Annotated in this window: 20 protein-coding genes and 1 tRNA gene; 20 read left to right on the top strand and 1 reads right to left on the bottom strand. The window is 41.1% G+C overall.

Translation table 11 applies throughout. From position 1 onward, the window contains the following. Nucleotides 1-15: 15 nt before the first annotated feature. Nucleotides 16-588 carry a hypothetical protein gene (locus VB083_RS02565; protein WP_213695741.1) on the top strand — a complete coding sequence of 191 codons (573 nt, stop codon included), beginning with the start codon at nt 16-18 and terminating at the stop codon, nt 586-588. A gap of 18 nt (nt 589-606) precedes the next feature. On the opposite strand, the gene yedF is transcribed toward VB083_RS02565, so the two are convergent. Beyond that, nucleotides 607-1215, bottom strand: coding sequence for a sulfurtransferase-like selenium metabolism protein YedF (gene yedF, locus VB083_RS02570; RefSeq protein WP_213690518.1), 609 nt, complete (start codon nt 1213-1215; stop codon nt 607-609). Nucleotides 1216-1378: 163 nt separating this feature from the next. Here yedF and selA point away from each other — a divergent pair, with 163 nt between their 5' ends. From selA to gmk, 19 genes are all read left to right on the top strand, one after another. After that, nucleotides 1379-2779: an L-seryl-tRNA(Sec) selenium transferase gene (selA, locus tag VB083_RS02575; protein WP_307880011.1), complete on the top strand. Its 1401-nt coding sequence runs from the start codon at nt 1379-1381 to the stop codon at nt 2777-2779. 2 nt (nt 2780-2781) lie between these two features. Beyond that, nucleotides 2782-4716 (top strand): selenocysteine-specific translation elongation factor, encoded by a 1935-nt coding sequence (gene selB, locus VB083_RS02580; RefSeq protein ID WP_213699397.1) that lies wholly within the window; start codon nt 2782-2784, stop codon nt 4714-4716. A gap of 99 nt (nt 4717-4815) precedes the next feature. Continuing rightward, nucleotides 4816-5055, top strand: coding sequence for a Veg family protein (locus VB083_RS02585; RefSeq protein WP_213690520.1), 240 nt, complete (start codon nt 4816-4818; stop codon nt 5053-5055). A 76-nt stretch (nt 5056-5131) separates the two neighbouring features. Continuing rightward, complete coding sequence (locus tag VB083_RS02590) at nt 5132-6007, top strand: 4-(cytidine 5'-diphospho)-2-C-methyl-D-erythritol kinase (RefSeq protein ID WP_213695739.1); 876 nt, start codon at nt 5132-5134, stop codon at nt 6005-6007. Next, nucleotides 6004-6801, top strand: a complete 798-nt coding sequence (locus VB083_RS02595) for a phosphoribosyltransferase family protein (RefSeq protein ID WP_213690522.1) — start codon at nt 6004-6006, stop codon at nt 6799-6801. The genes VB083_RS02590 and VB083_RS02595 overlap by 4 nt, the downstream gene beginning before the upstream one ends. Before the next feature lie 84 nt (nt 6802-6885). After that, nucleotides 6886-7068: a ferredoxin gene (locus VB083_RS02600; RefSeq protein ID WP_213690523.1), complete on the top strand. Its 183-nt coding sequence runs from the start codon at nt 6886-6888 to the stop codon at nt 7066-7068. A gap of 106 nt (nt 7069-7174) precedes the next feature. Continuing rightward, nucleotides 7175-7251, top strand: a tRNA-Ile gene (locus VB083_RS02605). A gap of 83 nt (nt 7252-7334) precedes the next feature. Beyond that, nucleotides 7335-8111 (top strand): Nif3-like dinuclear metal center hexameric protein, encoded by a 777-nt coding sequence (locus VB083_RS02610; RefSeq protein WP_213690524.1) that lies wholly within the window; start codon nt 7335-7337, stop codon nt 8109-8111. A gap of 72 nt (nt 8112-8183) precedes the next feature. Further along, nucleotides 8184-9179 (top strand): tryptophan--tRNA ligase, encoded by a 996-nt coding sequence (gene trpS / locus VB083_RS02615; RefSeq protein WP_213695737.1) that lies wholly within the window; start codon nt 8184-8186, stop codon nt 9177-9179. Nucleotides 9180-9192: 13 nt separating this feature from the next. After that, nucleotides 9193-9957 (top strand): segregation and condensation protein A, encoded by a 765-nt coding sequence (locus VB083_RS02620; RefSeq protein WP_213690526.1) that lies wholly within the window; start codon nt 9193-9195, stop codon nt 9955-9957. Then, nucleotides 9929-10471, top strand: a complete 543-nt coding sequence (gene scpB / locus VB083_RS02625) for an SMC-Scp complex subunit ScpB (protein WP_213690527.1) — start codon at nt 9929-9931, stop codon at nt 10469-10471. The genes VB083_RS02620 and scpB overlap by 29 nt, the downstream gene beginning before the upstream one ends. Nucleotides 10472-10475: 4 nt before the next feature. Beyond that, nucleotides 10476-11198: a pseudouridine synthase gene (locus VB083_RS02630; protein ID WP_213690528.1), complete on the top strand. Its 723-nt coding sequence runs from the start codon at nt 10476-10478 to the stop codon at nt 11196-11198. A gap of 31 nt (nt 11199-11229) precedes the next feature. Continuing rightward, nucleotides 11230-12120, top strand: coding sequence for an HDOD domain-containing protein (locus VB083_RS02635; protein WP_213690529.1), 891 nt, complete (start codon nt 11230-11232; stop codon nt 12118-12120). A gap of 3 nt (nt 12121-12123) precedes the next feature. After that, a complete protein-coding gene (cmk, locus tag VB083_RS02640) occupies nt 12124-12801 on the top strand; it encodes a (d)CMP kinase (RefSeq protein WP_213690530.1) in 678 nt (225 codons plus the stop codon). Next, complete coding sequence (locus tag VB083_RS02645) at nt 12798-13424, top strand: lysophospholipid acyltransferase family protein (protein ID WP_323401686.1); 627 nt, start codon at nt 12798-12800, stop codon at nt 13422-13424. Before cmk ends, VB083_RS02645 begins: the two co-directional genes overlap by 4 nt. Continuing rightward, nucleotides 13417-14544, top strand: a complete 1128-nt coding sequence (gene hflX, locus VB083_RS02650; protein ID WP_323401760.1) for a GTPase HflX — start codon at nt 13417-13419, stop codon at nt 14542-14544. Before VB083_RS02645 ends, hflX begins: the two co-directional genes overlap by 8 nt. A 25-nt stretch (nt 14545-14569) precedes the next feature. After that, complete coding sequence (locus VB083_RS02655) at nt 14570-15454, top strand: YicC/YloC family endoribonuclease (RefSeq protein WP_213690533.1); 885 nt, start codon at nt 14570-14572, stop codon at nt 15452-15454. Between the two features lie 5 nt (nt 15455-15459). Continuing rightward, the gene (locus tag VB083_RS02660) at nt 15460-15723 is read left to right on the top strand and encodes a DUF370 domain-containing protein (RefSeq protein WP_213690534.1); all 264 of its coding nucleotides are present in this window, start codon (nt 15460-15462) and stop codon (nt 15721-15723) included. After that, on the top strand, nt 15707-16291 hold the full coding sequence (gmk, locus tag VB083_RS02665; RefSeq protein WP_213690535.1) for a guanylate kinase: 585 nt from the start codon (nt 15707-15709) through the stop codon (nt 16289-16291). Before VB083_RS02660 ends, gmk begins: the two co-directional genes overlap by 17 nt. The last annotated feature ends 14 nt before the right edge of the window (nt 16292-16305 follow it).

Here is a 16305-nt window from a genome sequence, read left to right on the forward strand (position 1 = left end):
GAAAGGAAGAGGATATTGTATTGGTTACTGAAAATTACCGACGTTGACGAAGATCTTTTTCAACATCTCTTGTTTTTGATCCCCAAATTTTACGCAGAAAAAAGCAGACCACCTTTTGGATACGAGTTGAAGGTGAAAGAAGATTTTATGAGATTTATAGATCACATGGCAGATGTTTCAAGTGCCGTATCCTATTGTCTGAAACATATGGTGAGAGTTTATGCTGCTGATAATAAAGATGAGTTGATGGTTCTTTTAGTGGGCTCAGATGCAGAAAATATTGGGGCTTGGATTGAAAAAGATGAGCTTATGCAGAATGCTTCTGTAACAATAGGGAGTTTTTCCACTGTTCCTGAGGCTGATTGGACAATAATGGGCATTGCCTTCCCCGGATGGCTGGTTGTTTTTGATGATACGGCGGAAGTTGCCTGTAGGGATGATACAGATAAGGATTTTGACATTGTATATATTCCTCAAATAGAGAAATTTGAAGAACTCTTTGAGGATATGACTCCTGATAAAAATGCGGAAGAGGCTGCGTCTATCCTATTGGATATGACGTTTCACTCTCTCCCGCTACGTTTGTAATTTGTAAACGAAATAAAGTTACATTGAAATAACTTTTGAGGCTTTTAATAGGGTGTCGGTGATTTCAAACATATTTGAAATTGTTCCGACACCAATTTTTTCTGTAATTCCGAAATGATTAGAGCATGTCCCGCATACGAGAATTGTTGTTCCTTTTGACGCTATATCCTGAAGGTGTTCGCATGTTGGGGTTCCTTTAAGAGCCAGTTTTACGCCTTCGTTCATAAGCGCTATATATGCCGGAGGAACATCAAGCTGGGCCAACGTTCCTAAAAAGCCTTTAATTAAAACTTCCCCTAGCTCTTTGTCATCTCCACCCATTACGTTATGTGAAATAAAAATGGCATTTTTTTCTTCAGGGCAGGATTTTGCCTGAGCTGATGCAGCTTTTTTCTGAGGATCTTGGGAAAGGTTGCCTGTTAGCTGTGCTTCTACTATAAGATCGCCGTTATCATCACGAAGTGATACTGAAAATCCCTGTTTTGATAGAAAACGTTGTACGTTAGATGCAGCTACAGGGTTATCAAGAAAGACTGTCACATCTTTTGCACCGTTATCAACAGCTTGTTTTGTCATCATAACAGGTTGGGGGCATGCTTTGCCACGGGCATCAATTTTGGTTGTCATTGTTTGTTTCCTCCTTTATAGCGTGTACAATGGTTTTAACATCAAAGATATGTTACTCTAACTTTAGGAATAACAGTTATGAATGTATCTCATTATCTTAATTTTTTCCAGTTATTTTTAAGAGCATTGAATAAACTTCAAGTTATCAGGAAGGTAGGGAATAGTGGTGGAATCTGATAAAAACAAAATATTAAAAAATCTACCCGCCATGGATGTTTTGCTTAATCAAAAATGGGTTTCCCCCTATGAAAAAGAGCTCGGAAGAGACATGATCAAGAAGGTTTTTACCTCTTTGTTGGCGGAGACGAGAAAGGCAGTTCTTCAGAACGAACATGTAGAGACATCTATTGAGGGTCTGAACCAGAAAGCCCTTTCAATCTTTAAAAGACGAGTTGCTCATAGCTTGCAGTCTGTAGTTAATGCAACAGGAGTGACTGTTCACACAAATCTTGGACGTTCTTGTCTTCCTTCGGAAGCGGTGGAAGCCGTATGTAATGTGGCAGCGCACTATAATACTCTCGAATTTAACCTGGAGGAAGGAAAAAGAGGGCAAAGGAATTCTCATGTGGAATGGCTTCTTTGTGAAGTGACAGGTGCTGAAGCAGCCATTGTTGTTAATAATAATGCAGGAGCGGTTTTACTCTGTCTTGCCGCTTTGGCCCGTGATAAAGAGGTTATCGTTTCCCGTGGAGAGCTTGTGGAGATTGGTGGTTCCTTTAGAATTCCTGATATTATGACTTTTTCGGGTGCGCGGCTGGTAGAGGTTGGAGCTACGAACAGAACTCATCTCAAAGACTTTGTTCAAGCTTTTTCAGAAGAAACGGCTATGGTGTTAAAAGTACATCCATCCAATTTTAAAATAGAGGGATTTAGTTCTACTGTTCCCCGAGAGGATTTAAGCCGTTTGGCAAAGGATAAAAACGTTATCTTCATGGAAGATTTGGGAAGTGGAGTGCTTATTGATCTCTCTCCGTGGGGACTTTATGGTGAGCCCACAGTTAGGGATTGTATTGCGTCAGGCGTTGATATCGTTACTTTCTCGGGAGATAAAATGCTGGGAGGCCCTCAGATTGGAGCAGTGGTTGGCAAAAAAGAGCTGATAGATAAATTAAGAACGTATCCTCTTCTGCGAGCAATGCGCGTTGATAAGATGACTTTGGCAGCTTTTGAATCTGTTCTGAGAATGTATTTGCAGGGAAGGTGGCAAGAAATACCCACTCTTAATATGCTGACTGCTTCTTTGAAAGACCTAAAGAAAAAGGCACAACGACTTCGTCGGAAAATAAAAAGGGCTTTTCCTGATCTTGATGTTTCGGTTGTTGAGGTCAATGATGCTGTAGGCGGAGGAGCCTTCCCCGTAACGGAGTTAAAAGGGTACGGTGTAGCTCTTAGAAACACGAACAGGGGAAGCGCTGGAACCCTCCAAGCCCTTCTCAGAGAGGCGCCAGAGCCAATAGTTGCAGGTGCAGGTGAAGATACCCTTCTTTTCCATGTTCGAACGCTTTTAGATGGAGATATGGAGCGAATACTCAGCGGACTAGCATGGATGTTGGAGGTGAAATAGTAGTGAATGAACAGGAAATATCCCTTGTTTTGGGTACGGCTGGTCATATTGACCATGGCAAAACAACACTTGTTCGAGCTCTGACAGGTCTTGATTGCGATAGACTCAACGAAGAGAAAAAACGTGGAATAACCATAGAATTAGGGTTTGCTCCTTTAAAGTTGTCTGATGGTCGGATTGTCAGTATTGTGGACGTTCCGGGGCATGAGAAGTTTATTCGACAAATGGTTGCAGGAGCTTCAGGCGTAGATGCAGTAATGTTGGTTGTTGCAGCTGATGAAGGCGTTATGCCTCAGACTCGAGAACATCTAGCTATCCTCAACCTTCTGGGTGTGAAAGATGGGCTGATTGTCATTACAAAGTCAGATATGGTTGATGATGAACTTTTGGAACTTGCAGTAGCTGATGTAGCTGACTTTGTTCAGGGGACCTTTTTGCAAGGGAAGGCAATTATACCGGTCTCTTCTGTAACGAATAAAAACATACCTCTTCTTATGGAAGAATTAGCGAAGTTGGTTGATAGAGTTAATCCTCGAACTCGTAGCGGTCCCTTTTTTATGCCAATAGACAGAGCTTTTCCTATTTCTGGTTTTGGAACGGTAGTGACTGGTACTGCCTATAGGGGGCAGGTGTCACCAGGAATGGATCTTTCTATTTTGCCCGCCGATCAGGAAGTTCGCGTTCGGAGTGTACAGGTGCATAGTCATGGTGTTGAGGTGGCCTGGGCCGGTCAACGTGTTGCTATGAGTCTTTCTGGCGTATCCTTAGACGATCTGACGCGAGGAGACGTCGTGTGTGCTAAGGATATTTACAAAAAGACAAAATGCTGTGACGTAGAGTTGAGGCTTCTTCAATCTTCTCCCGAGCCCCTGAAACACTGGCAACGAGTTCGACTTCACATTGGAACAGCAGATGTTATTGCTCGAGTTTCCCTGTTTGATAAGACTACTCTTTTACCAGGGGAATCGACAGTTGCGCAACTTGTACTGGAAGAAGATATTGTTGCTTCTATTGATCAGCGTTTTGTAATTCGGTTTTACAGTCCCCTTGTTACAATTGGAGGGGGAAGAATATTATTTGCCTATGGAAGAAAACCGAAGGGGAAAGGTGCAAAAAACAGTTACAAGCATCGTCTTGAAAGTTTGATGAGCGCCAATGATTTACAAGAGAGAATCAATATCCTTGTTAAATCTCATGGCTCCATTTCACGTGGAGACATAATATTCGACCTGCAGGAGTTGCCAGAAGATATTATAGTAATGGCCCAAAAATTGGAAGAAGAAGGGGAAATGGTGATACTCTCAGCTTCGACTGATTATTATATGTCCCCAGAAACTTTCAAAGAATATCACGATGCAGTAGAACAATTCTTGACCAACTTCCACAGCGAACGCCCCCATCAGGCGGGGTGTATTATAGATGATATCTTAACAGGTCCTTTAAAGCTGCTTGAGAGAAAACTTGCACGAACATTGCTTGATACGATAAGTCAAAGAAATCTTATTGTCATTGACGGTAATTTTGTACGGTTATCAGATTTTACTCCACAGGATGATACTCTTTTCTTTAAACGTCTTGAGGAATTCCACGCATATTGCGAAGAACTTGGATTTCAACTTCCGCTTATCGAAGAAGTGCAACAAAAGATGGCTATGAGTGAAAAAGATTTTTCGCTCTTCTTAAAAGATCTTCGTGAACGTGGAGAATCCTTTATTGTTGGCAGTAAGTATATTTTGTCAAAAAAAGTTGAGGAAAGACTTCTCTTTATCTTGAAAGATATTAAAGACAACATAACAATTGCTACTGTTCGCGATGTTACTGGAAGTAGTAGAAAATTTGTTTTGCCCCTTCTTGAGTATATGGATGCCAGGGGATATACCCGAAGGGTCGGGGAGAAAAGAGTTTTACTCTTACACAAATTGGAAGCAAAAAGTTAAAAATAAGGTAACAATTTCGCGAGGTTTTAGCCACATTGTTTGTGTTTTATGTATTTTTGTGTTATAATTCATAAAACTTAACAGTAGGAGTGACCCTTTATGGCTGGAAACCTTGCTTCGATTCGTGAGCAAGTGGCATTGTACAAGGGATTGCGCGTGAAATACCGGACATCAAAAGGACGCCGAAAAATTGAAGAAAAACAGGGTGTCGTACTAGAAACATATCCGAACCTCTTTACGCTTTATGTTGAATCTCAAGATAGTAAAGTATCGTTCAGTTATGTGGAACTTCTTACAAAAGAAGTTGAATTGGAGCCGATGTCTGGAGACAATACATAATAAGCCTTGTATGTAACCTTAAGCCCCTGGCGCTGTAATGCGCCGGGGTATTTTTTTTGTCTAGGGAGGAGCATTGATGCGATATTCTGTCTCTTCTGATGGAAAAATAAATTTGACTTTACGGCTGACCCGAAAATTAGAGAATGGATATCATTCCTTGGTTTCTCTTTTTGGGCGGTTACCGGCAATCGAGACATTGACAATTTCCACTAGTAAAGAAGATAATGTCAGGGAATTAGAGCTACGAAGCAATATGAAGATCAATGGAGAAAATTCTGTAGAAAAGACAATGCGCTTTTTAAGAAATGATGGTTGGCTTCTTCCTCATCTTAATATTTATCTATCAAAGCGTATTCCTCCAGGAACTGGCCTGGGGGCGGGAAGTGGAAATGCAGCTTCTTTTGCTCGTTGGGCTCGCTTTTTTGAGGGAAAGCCTGTTTCTCCACATATTTTAGAAAAAGTTGGGGCTGATGTTCCTTTTCTTTACAGTGATTCTTCTCTAGCTCTTGTGCAAGGAGTAGGTGAGAAGTATACATATAAAGCATCCTTTCCACCCTTTAAGATACTTGTTGCCATACCAGAATGGAGGGTGTCTACTCCTTGGGCTTATGCGGAAGTAGATAAATTTTATAAAATAGCTGAGGGAGGAAATTTTCCTCTCGACGAAGAAAAGAGTCTTGACGAAGCAGAAAAGTATTATGAAGCTTTGTCACGGGGCGAAAATGTAGGGCTTTTACCCAATGATTTTTACCCATGGTTGTTTGGAATGCATTCTGAATACGAGGAATTTTTTAATGCGTGTAAACAAAGTGGCGCTATCGCCTATGGACTGTCGGGGAGTGGAAGTAGTGTCTTTGCTTTATTTAACTCTGAAGATGCGTGCGTAAAACTATCCGACTTTGAAAAAATGCAGTGGATTCAACAAATTCTATTTTGGAGTGATGATCGTTGAAAGGACAGAGAACGGAACGTCTTATCAGGACTGTATGCCGTTTTTTGACAACGCCGTCTCGACAAATTTCCCTTACAGCACTTTCGAACGATTTTGGCGTTTCAAAAACCGTTATTAGTGATGATGTGGTAATGATCGATTCGGCTTTAACCCAGGAAGGTCTGGGGGGAATTCAAGTCGACAGGGGGAGAACCGGAGGAGCTTCTTTTGTTCCGGCAATGTCGCAAGAAGTAAAAGATGAACTTTTTAACGAAATAATATCTCTTCTTTCTCACGAAGATCGAATTTTACCTGGAGGACTAATCTATTACAGTGATATCCTCTTCAATCCATATTATACTTCTCGTCTTGGGCTTGTTATGGCGAGCCTTTTTCAGGCATCTAAACCTGACATAGTGATGACATCTGAGGTAAAGGGAATTCCTCTTGGACTTTTTACAGCCCATGCTCTTGGAGTTCCTCTTGCGGTTTGCCGCTTTAGAAATCGTCCCAGTGACGGTTCTGCTGTTGCTGTTCATTTCCCGACAAAGACAGGGGAAGTGAAGGCTATGTATATGGGAACAAAACAGCTTCAGCGAGGCAGTAGAGTCTTAATAGTAGACGACTTCATGAGAGGTGGCAGTACGGCTGCCGGAATGTTGCTTGTTGCGAAAGAGTTTGGAGCAGATGTTTGCGGCATTGGCGTCTTCCTTGCTGCGTCGGAACCGGAAGTAAAGGCTGTTTCTGACTATGTTGCTTTATTCCATCTAAAAGGGATCGGGAAATCAACCCCTGAAGTTACTTTTTCAAAATAAGCTCAAAATAAGATTGAGAACAAAGTTTGACTCTGAATCTGACCTGATATAAAATCCTGCTTCAGGAGGAGGTGACCGGTCTTCATGCGTGTAAGTCTCGACAAAAACGAGTGCATAGGTTGCGGCGTATGTGCTCAGATTTGCCCAGAGGTATTTTCATTGGACGAGGATGCCGGGGTAGCGAAAGTAATGAAGCCGGAAGGTGCTGAGTGTGTTAGCGATGCAGCTGAAAGCTGTCCTGTAGGCTGTATTACAGTTGAGGAATAGATTCTTCGGTTGAAAAATCCCCCTTTAGTTGTGAAAAAAGATATTTTAGTGATTTAGGGCTTGCAATTAGAGGGGAGTCGGGCGTATAATGATCAGCGTTCTTTTCGGGCCTATAGCTCAAGTGGCTAGAGCCACCGGCTCATAACCGGAAGGTTCCTGGTTCGAGTCCAGGTAGGCCCACCATCGAAGATAAGAGCCGTTTCCCTGCAGGAAGCGGCTTTTTTTGTATGGTGTGAATGGCGTAAGAGATTTTGGGAGGTGAAATAATGAAAGTAGCTGATTTGCTTCGTTATATTGAAACTTTTGCCCCCATGAAAATTGCTGAGCCTTGGGATAATAGTGGCCTTATGGTTGGAGATAGAGATTGGATGGTTTCAAAAATCGGGCTAGCCCTTGATCCTTCTTTAGATTCAGTGGAGAAGGCCATTTCAAGAGATTGCGACTGCCTTGTAGTACACCACCCACTGATTTTTTCTCCGCTGAAAGCAATAGATTTAAGTACGCCGATAGCGCGGATTATCGAAAAAGCCCTTGCTCATAAATTAACCATTATCAGCATGCATACTAATTGGGACAAGGCTGACAGAGGTGTAAATACCCAACTTGCCAAAACCTTTTTGCGTGAGGATTTTTCGGCTCTTATAACCGATGAAAATAAAGTTGGGGTAGGGGCATGGGGATGGTTAAAAACGCCATGTTCTTTAAGAGAATTAATGGTTTTCTTAAAGAAAGAGTGGAATCTTACTTGGATTACAGCATATGGTGATGTTGACAGAGTAATACATAAAGCGGCATTATGCGGCGGTTCTGGTGGCGATTTATGGGAAAATGCTTTGGAAAAGTCAGTAGATGTGTATATTACGGCAGATATGAAATACCATCAGATTTTAGATATTTGTGCTTTGGGAATGGCTCTTTGTGTCGTAGATCATGGAGAAATGGAAAGATATTCTCTTCGCGCGCTTAAAGACATTTTTGAAAAACAAGGTGTTTCTGTGGAAATAGTAAGAGAGAATGGGCCAGATAGGCTGCAAATCGAGTAAAATAAACCAGGATATCAAGGTAAAGTGATATATATAAATTTTTACTAAATAAATAATAGAGGTGGGAAGAACATGGCAAAAAGAGTTTTCAGCGGTATGCGTCCTACGGGAAAACTTCATCTTGGCCATTTGGCTGGAGCGTTGACAAATTGGGTTCGCCTTCAAAATGAATACGAGTGTTTTTATAGTATTGTCGATTGGCATGCCCTAATGTCTGATTATGCTGATAGCAGCAAAATTAGAAATAATTCTAGAGAGGCTCTTTTAGACTGGCTTGCAGCTGGCTTGGATCCTGAAAAGTGTACAATTTTCATGCAATCTCATGTTCCTCAGCATGCAGAGTTGCACTTGGCTTTATCGATGGTGTCCCCTCTTGGATGGCTCCAGCGAAACCCCACATATAAAGAACAGATTCTGAATATCCAAAATAAAGATTTGAGTACCTATGCTTTCTTAGGATATCCTGTTCTTATGGCTGCTGATATTTTATTGTACAAGGCAGAGCTCGTTCCTGTTGGAGAAGACCAAAATGCTCATCTTGAGATAAGCAGAGAGATGGCTCGCCGTTTCAATAATTTCTATGGCGAAATTTTCCCAGAGCCTCAGATGCTTTTGACACCAACCCCTAAAGTGCCCGGCACTGATGGACGTAAGATGAGTAAGTCTTATGGCAACGGTATCGATATTGCAGATACCCTTGAGGAAATGTGGGAGAAAATAAGAACGATGATGACGGATCCAGCTCGACAGAGAAGAAAAGATCCAGGCGATCCGGATAAATGTCCTGTATGGGATATTCATAAGGTATTTAACGAAGATAAAGAACAGCATAAAGAGATTGTTCACGGGTGTAAAACGGCAGGAATCGGATGTATCGAGTGTAAAAAGATGCTTATGGAGCATATTACTCACATAATGGAACCAATACATGAACGTCGCCGTTATTTTGAGGCACATTCAGATAATTTAAGAGATATTCTCTTGAGTGGTGCTGAGCGTGCTAAGGTAGTTGCCCAACAAACCATAGATGAGGTCGTAGAGGCTATTGGTTTTGTGCCAAGAGCTTAAAAGGAAATAGCTCGTGGAAAAGGGTACCTTTCCTCTTCGTGTAGAAATAGAGGGGTTTTCAGGGCCTTTGGACTTACTCTGCTATCTTGTAGAAAGTCGCCAATTTGAAGCGACGCAGATAAAGGTGTCAGACTTAGTACATATTTATGGGGCCTATTTAGCTAATTCTAAAAAAACATCGCTCTATGTTATAGCTGAGTTTCTTTCTTTAGCTGCTGGCCTTGTTCTTGAAAAGATACTTGCACTTTTGCCTGGACAGGTAAAAGTGGATCAAATAGAGTCTGAGGGGCCTATATCCGAAGAAGAATTAATGAATAATCTTTCTCGCTATAGGCCCTATCGTCGGGCTGCCTTTTGGCTTTTAGAAAAAAAAGAAAAACACGATAATTTCTTTAAACGAGAAAGTCCGATTGAGGAAACGCCCACATATGATTTAGGAGATTTATATAGTTTAAGTCATCTTTGGTGGCATATGATCGCATCTTATTCTCCTCAGGAGTCAGCAAAAACTTTAGATGAGAGATCAAATATAAATTGGCGAGGAATTCCCGTTGCTGTGCCAGAGGAATTCCAAATTGATAAAAAAATTAAAGAAATTGAGATGTACTTTGAAAAACGTTCTTTTTTGTTGCTTTCTGATATTGTCAAAAACACTGCTTCCCGATCAGTTGTCGTCGTAACACTATTGGCTCTTTTAGAAATGTCCAGAATAGGACGTGTATCCATTACGCAAAAGGAGATGTTTGGTGATGTTATCGTCTCTAGCAAAGCAGATTGAAGTAATTCTCTTCATAGCGACATCCCCTGTCTCAGAAAGTGAGTTGTCTGATCATTTAGGCGTCTCCCTTAAGGATATACGTTCTACATTGAATGAACTGGCAAACCATTATTTAGAAGAGCATGGTCTTGTCTTGTGTAAAGTTGCTGAAGGCTGGGAGATATATACTGATCCAGAATTTTCAGATGTAGTTTCAGCTTTTAGGGAAACATCTTTGAGGCAAAAGGTGCGGTTGAGCAGGGCTGCAGTAGAAAGTCTTGCAGTGATAGCATATAACCAGCCTGTAACGAGGTCGGAAATAGAAGAGATACGAGGAGTACGTTGCGAGCGAGTTCTTGATACACTTCTTTCATACGGACTTATTCGTATTGCGGGGCGTAGAAAAGGAACGGGTTCGCCTCTTTTGTACAGGACTACACCTGTTTTTCTTGAACATTTTGGTCTTGAATCTATATCGGATTTACCAACACTCGAAGAAGTTGAAGAGTTTGTTGCAGAGGAGTGTAAAAAATAAATAAATGGGAATAAGACTGAATAAGTATCTTGCCTCATGCGGCCTTGCTTCACGTAGAAAAGCGGAAGAGCTTATCTCTTCTGGCCGCGTTGCTATTAATGGAAACATTGTACGGGTTTTTTCGACAGTTGTAGAAGATGAAGATACAGTAACTCTTGATGGAGAAGCTATTTCCCCGGATAAAAAAATATATGTTGTTATGAATAAACCTATAGGTGTAGTTTGCGCTGTCGAAGACCGTTTTGATACAACAGTCGTCGATATCCTTCCTACTCAGTATTCGAAACTGAGACTTTTCCCTGTCGGTCGCCTCGATAAAGAGAGCGAAGGATTACTTGTCTTGACCAATGATGGTGATTTCGCACATTTTCTTATGCATCCTTCTTCGAATATTGCGAAACTTTACGAAGTCTTATTGAATAAAGAAATAACAGAAGAAAAGATAGAATCCTGGTTGAAGGGGGTTGAAATAGAAGGAGGGCTCGTTCGTCCTTTAGCAGTGTGCCCTCTTCGAAGATCTCCTTATGGAAGATGGGTCTCTGTTACTATTTCGGAAGGATTGAAAAGAGAAATTCGTCTTATGGCTGAGCAACTTGGATTCAGGGTGAGGATGCTTATTCGTCGAAGAATTGGTAGAATGGAATTGCGAAATCTTAAAAAAGGACAAACTATCGAAATTTCGCGGAGTGAGCTTTTAGAAAAGATACAGCAGGGCGGAGTAGTGTAGGTTCTTTCAATAAGGATATGGGGGGCATGCCATGAACACGATGGACGATCGGTCCAGGGAATTGATCAAGTCGCGCATTATTAATCGCGTAAAGGAAATTAAATCGTTCCCTCAGTTTGTTATCGAAACCCTTAGGTTGTTGAATGACCCTGAAAGTAGTGCTAAAGACGTTGCTCGAAGCCTGGCGCGTGATGAAGGATTAGTTATTCGAACTCTTCGACTTGCTAATTCTGCTGCATATGGGGTATCCCGTGAAATCAGCAGTGTTGCAGAGGCAATAGCTCTCTTAGGGTATAAAAATATTAGTAATATTGTTTTGGCTGCAACCGTTTATTCTTTCATGGATAAACCTTTAAGCGGATATGCTTTAGATCGGGGAGAACTATGGAGACACTCTTTAACAGTTGCTTATGCTTCACGATATATAGCGCAACGAACAGGGAAAGTTTCTTTGGAAGAAGCATATGTTGCAGGTTTGCTTCATGATATCGGAAAAGTTGTTTTAAATGACTATGTACGATTTGGCTACAGTATAATTATTAAACTTGTAGAAGAAGAAAAAGTACCCTTTCTTGATGCTGAAACGCAGGTTTTAGGTTTTGATCATGCTCTTGTTGGTGCGTTGCTTGTGGAAAAATGGGAGCTCCCAGAACAATATCAATACGTTGCCGCTTTTCACCACACACCAGACCGTCTTCCAGAGGAAGGGGAAAAATTTCAGCCTCTTGTCGATACGGTTCATCTAGCCAATGCATTATGTCTTATGCTGGGGGTTGGCATAGGTGCTGAGGGGCTACAGAACCCTCTCTATCCAGAAGTGTTTGAACGCCTTGGCATTTCAGATTATGAACTATTATTATCAGAGATAGTGGATTTTGTCTCAGTAGCAACACAGGAATTGGAAGAGATGGGAGATTTATAATAAATGGCGATGAAAAATCTTGTTGTAGCTATTGATGGACCTGCGGGTGCAGGCAAAAGCTCTGTCGCTAAAAAGGTAGCTGAACAGCTTGGGCTAGACTATCTTGATACAGGTGCAATTTACAGAGCTTTGGCTTTTTATTTAAACACAATGGGGTTTGAAGCGAAGGAAGAACCAGCTCTTATGGAGGTTCTTTCTAAAATAAAAGTTTCTCTCAGTGATGGATGTGTCTATATTAATGGGGCAGATGTCACAGAACATATACGCTCCCCTTGGGTTGATAGTATTGTCTCTGCTTACGCTGCACTTCCAACGGTGCGGCGCTGTTTGCTTTCTATTCAGAGAGAACAAGCTGAAGAAAGTGGATTAGTAGCTGATGGCAGAGATATGGGAACAGTTGTGTTTCCTGAAGCGGCAGTTAAAATCTTCCTTACGGCGACGGATGAGGTTCGAGCGAAAAGGCGTCATTTGCAGTTAATTGACAGGGGAGAGCATGTTTCTTTTGAAGAAGTTTTGCGACAGATCAGAACTCGTGATCAATTTGATTCAACACGAAAGGTTGCTCCCCTTCGCAAAGCTGAAGATTCTATTGTAGTGGATACTTCTTCTATGACTGAAAATGAAGTGGTTGCTTATCTTATAAAAATAGTAAAAGAACATAATAAACAGGTGGCTCTATGAAACGATTATTTTATGCAGTAGTGAAAAATTTTTGTTTGGTCTTTTTTAAACTTTATAATCGTCTTTCTGTTCGATGGATTGCGCCGATGCCTAAAGAAGATCCCGTTATTGTTGTTGCTAATCATTGTAGTAACCTTGACCCAGTTCTTGTAGGATCTGTTTTTCCAAGGCGTTTAAGATATCTTGCAAAGGCAGAGCTTTTTTCTTCGTGGATAATGAAAGTTCTCATTCGAACATTAGGGGCTATTCCAGTAAATAAACAGGATCAACAGAGCGCGGGAATGGCTTTAAAAGCGTTTTTAGAGCTATTGGAGAACGGGGAGAATGTTCTTCTTTTCCCAGAAGGTGCTCGTTCTTTAGATGGGAAGCTTCAATCTTTGCAAGGGGGAGCGGCTCTTATTGCTTTAAAAAGTGGTGCGCCAGTTGTCCCTGCATATATTAAAGGGAGTTTTGAATCAATGCCGCCGGGGGCAAAATTTATACGAGCGACATCGATTACTGTTCTTTTTGGCGAAACTATATATCCCAAAGAGATAAGTGAGGGCGAATCTCCAAAAGAAAGTCGGAAGAAGTTTTTAGATAAGATATCTGAGGCGTTGAGCGACCTTGAAAAGAGTGTTTGATCTTAGAAAAGAACATCGTCATCAGCGTGCAGTTATTGCTGCATTAGATATGCCTGTACAAGCCTATGATACACGAGTTCTTTTAGACGAGCTCGCAATGCTTTTGAGAAGTCTCAATATTGAAGTTGTTGGAGAAATTATTCAAAAACGAGATAAACCAGATCCTGCTTATATGTTAGGCAAAGGGAAAATTGCAGAAAGCGCTCTTTTTTGCAAAGAGGTACGGGCCGATATCTTTGTATGTAATGAGCAACTTACCCCAGGCCAACGTGTCAATATGCAGAAAATTTTAGGCATTGAAATTTGGGACAGGCCTTTCGTTATTATGAAAATTTTTGAGCGGAGAGCTAGAACTACAGAAGCACGTCTACAGGTAGAACTGGCCATGTGTCAATATGAAATCCCTCATTTAAAAGGATTAGGACGACAAATGTCTCGGTTAGGAGCAGGGATAGGAACTCGTGGACCTGGAGAAACCGAGTTTGAACGGCATCGACGGAAACTAGAAAGACGCGTTCGAGATATTAATGGTAAGCTTCTGCAAGTACGTAAGCGGAGAACTTTTCAACGTTATCGACGTGAAAAAGCTGGAATACCGACAGTTGCTTTAGCCGGATACACGAACAGTGGAAAGTCGACTCTTTTACAGCAGTTAAGCGAAGGCCGAGATCTTTATATAGCAGATCAGCTCTTTTCTACATTAGATACTTTTGTTCGAAAAGTTAAGCTCCCTGCAGGACATAATGTGCTTGTGTCTGATACAGTAGGGTTTATACGAGACCTTCCTCCAACGCTTATTGCGGCTTTCCGAACAACTCTAGAAGAAATATCTTTGGCATCGCTCATTCTTCTTGTTCTTGACGGAAGTATGCCTGATGTTCTGGAGACATTGGAAGTTGTTGAGGATACTCTTTTTGACATAGATGCGTCTACTATTCCTCGCATTGTAGTATTGAATAAAATAGATAAGCTTGATTCGACCCTCATACCTTTTCTTCAGACACGTTTGGAACTTCAAAGTAAAGCTTCTGTGAAAGTGATTAGTGCTCTTACGGGAGAAGGTATTGAGGATCTCTTGCAAGAAGTCGAATCTCAGCTTTTTAATAAAACAATTACGTAGCCCATAAAAGACGGGAGGATTTATTGTGCTTTTAAGCATGACAGGTTTTAGTCGGGAGAATCAAACATTTCCATGGGGGACACTCGTTGTGGAAATGTCTACAATTAATCATCGATATCAAGACATATCTATACGATTACCAAGAGAACTTTCTTATTGCGAACCAATCTTGAATAATCAACTGAGGCAATCTATCAGACGAGGTAAAGTTAGGCTTAATGTCGATGTTTCGTGGTCTTCATCGTTTAGGGCTGTTTCGATAGATGCTCAGATTTTGCAGGATTACTATTACCAGATACAGGATATACAAAAAAAACTAAGCGTCTCGGCACCAATTCGAGTAGAATCTTTACTTCATTTACCTGGCGTTACTGATTCTCCTGAGGGAAGAGAATCGATTGAGCAGGAAATACAGAAAACACTTTCTGAAATGGTTTCGAAAGCCGTCGACTCCTTGCAAAATATGCGAGAAAAAGAAGGGAATCATCTGGAAGTCGATATAAGAACACATCTTGATTTGTTTTCATCCTTGATCGATCAAATTTCCTCTCTTTGGGAAAAAGCTCAAGAGGAAGCCATGAATGAGACAAGAGAACGAATTAAAAAGATATTTGAAGATAACGGGCCAATAGTCGATGAAAATAGAATAGCTCAAGAAATAGCCCTTATGGCTGATAAGTGGGATATTTCAGAAGAGATAACCAGAGCACGAAGTCATATCGACAAATTTAATACTATTTTGAGCGGGAAAGTTTCTGAAGGACGGAAAATGGATTTTTTGATTCAGGAGATGAATCGAGAGATAAATACGATAGGGTCTAAAGTGACTCACGCAGAAATACGCTGGCTTGCCGTAGAGGCAAAGACGGCACTTGAGCGGATACGAGAACAAGTACAGAATGTGGAGTGATGGTGATGTCGTATCGATTAGTTCACATTGGCTTTGGCAATATGATTGTAGCAGAGCGTATTGTTGCCATTATTCATCCTAGTTCAGCTCCTATTAAGCGGTTGAAAGAGGAAGCTAAAGACGAAGGGCGATTAATTGATGCTACTCAAGGTAGAAAAACTCGTGCTATCCTCATTACTGATAGCAATCATGTAGTTCTTTCGGCCATTCAACCTGAAACTATAGTTAATCGATTTGAGGAAGAAGCGGACAATGAGGAGTACAAATAAAAAAGGGAACTTATTTGTTATATCGGGACCTAGCGGTGCTGGAAAGGGAACAGTTAGAAAGACACTTTTTCAGCACATGCCTGAATTAGTTTACTCTATCTCTTGTACAACTCGAGAACCTAGAAATGGTGAAATAGATGGGGTTGATTATAGGTTTTTGAATGAGACTACTTTTCAAGGGTTGGTTAAAGAAGAAAAATTTCTCGAATGGGCTAATGTTCATGATCATTCGTATGGGACGTTAAAATCGGATGTAGAGAAAGAGTTGCAGGCTGGGAATGATGTTGTTCTTGAAATAGATGTGCAAGGCGCACTTCAGGTAAAAAACGCTTTTGCTGACGCGGTTCTTATCTTTATAATGCCTCCTTCTACTGAAGAGCTTGAACGGAGACTACGAAAAAGAGGAACGGAAGAAGAGAAGACTGTTCAACTTCGTCTTCACAATGCCATAAAAGAAATGGCAAAGGCAGAAGCTTACGATTTTGTTGTTGTAAATGATTGCGTGGAACGGGCTGCACTTGAAATAAAAAAAATTATTCTCAGTTATAAACTAGAGTGCTGTTTATAGTGGGGAGGTTAAAA

Source organism: Aminobacterium sp. (assembly GCF_034926885.1).
GTDB lineage: Bacteria > Synergistota > Synergistia > Synergistales > Aminobacteriaceae > Aminobacterium.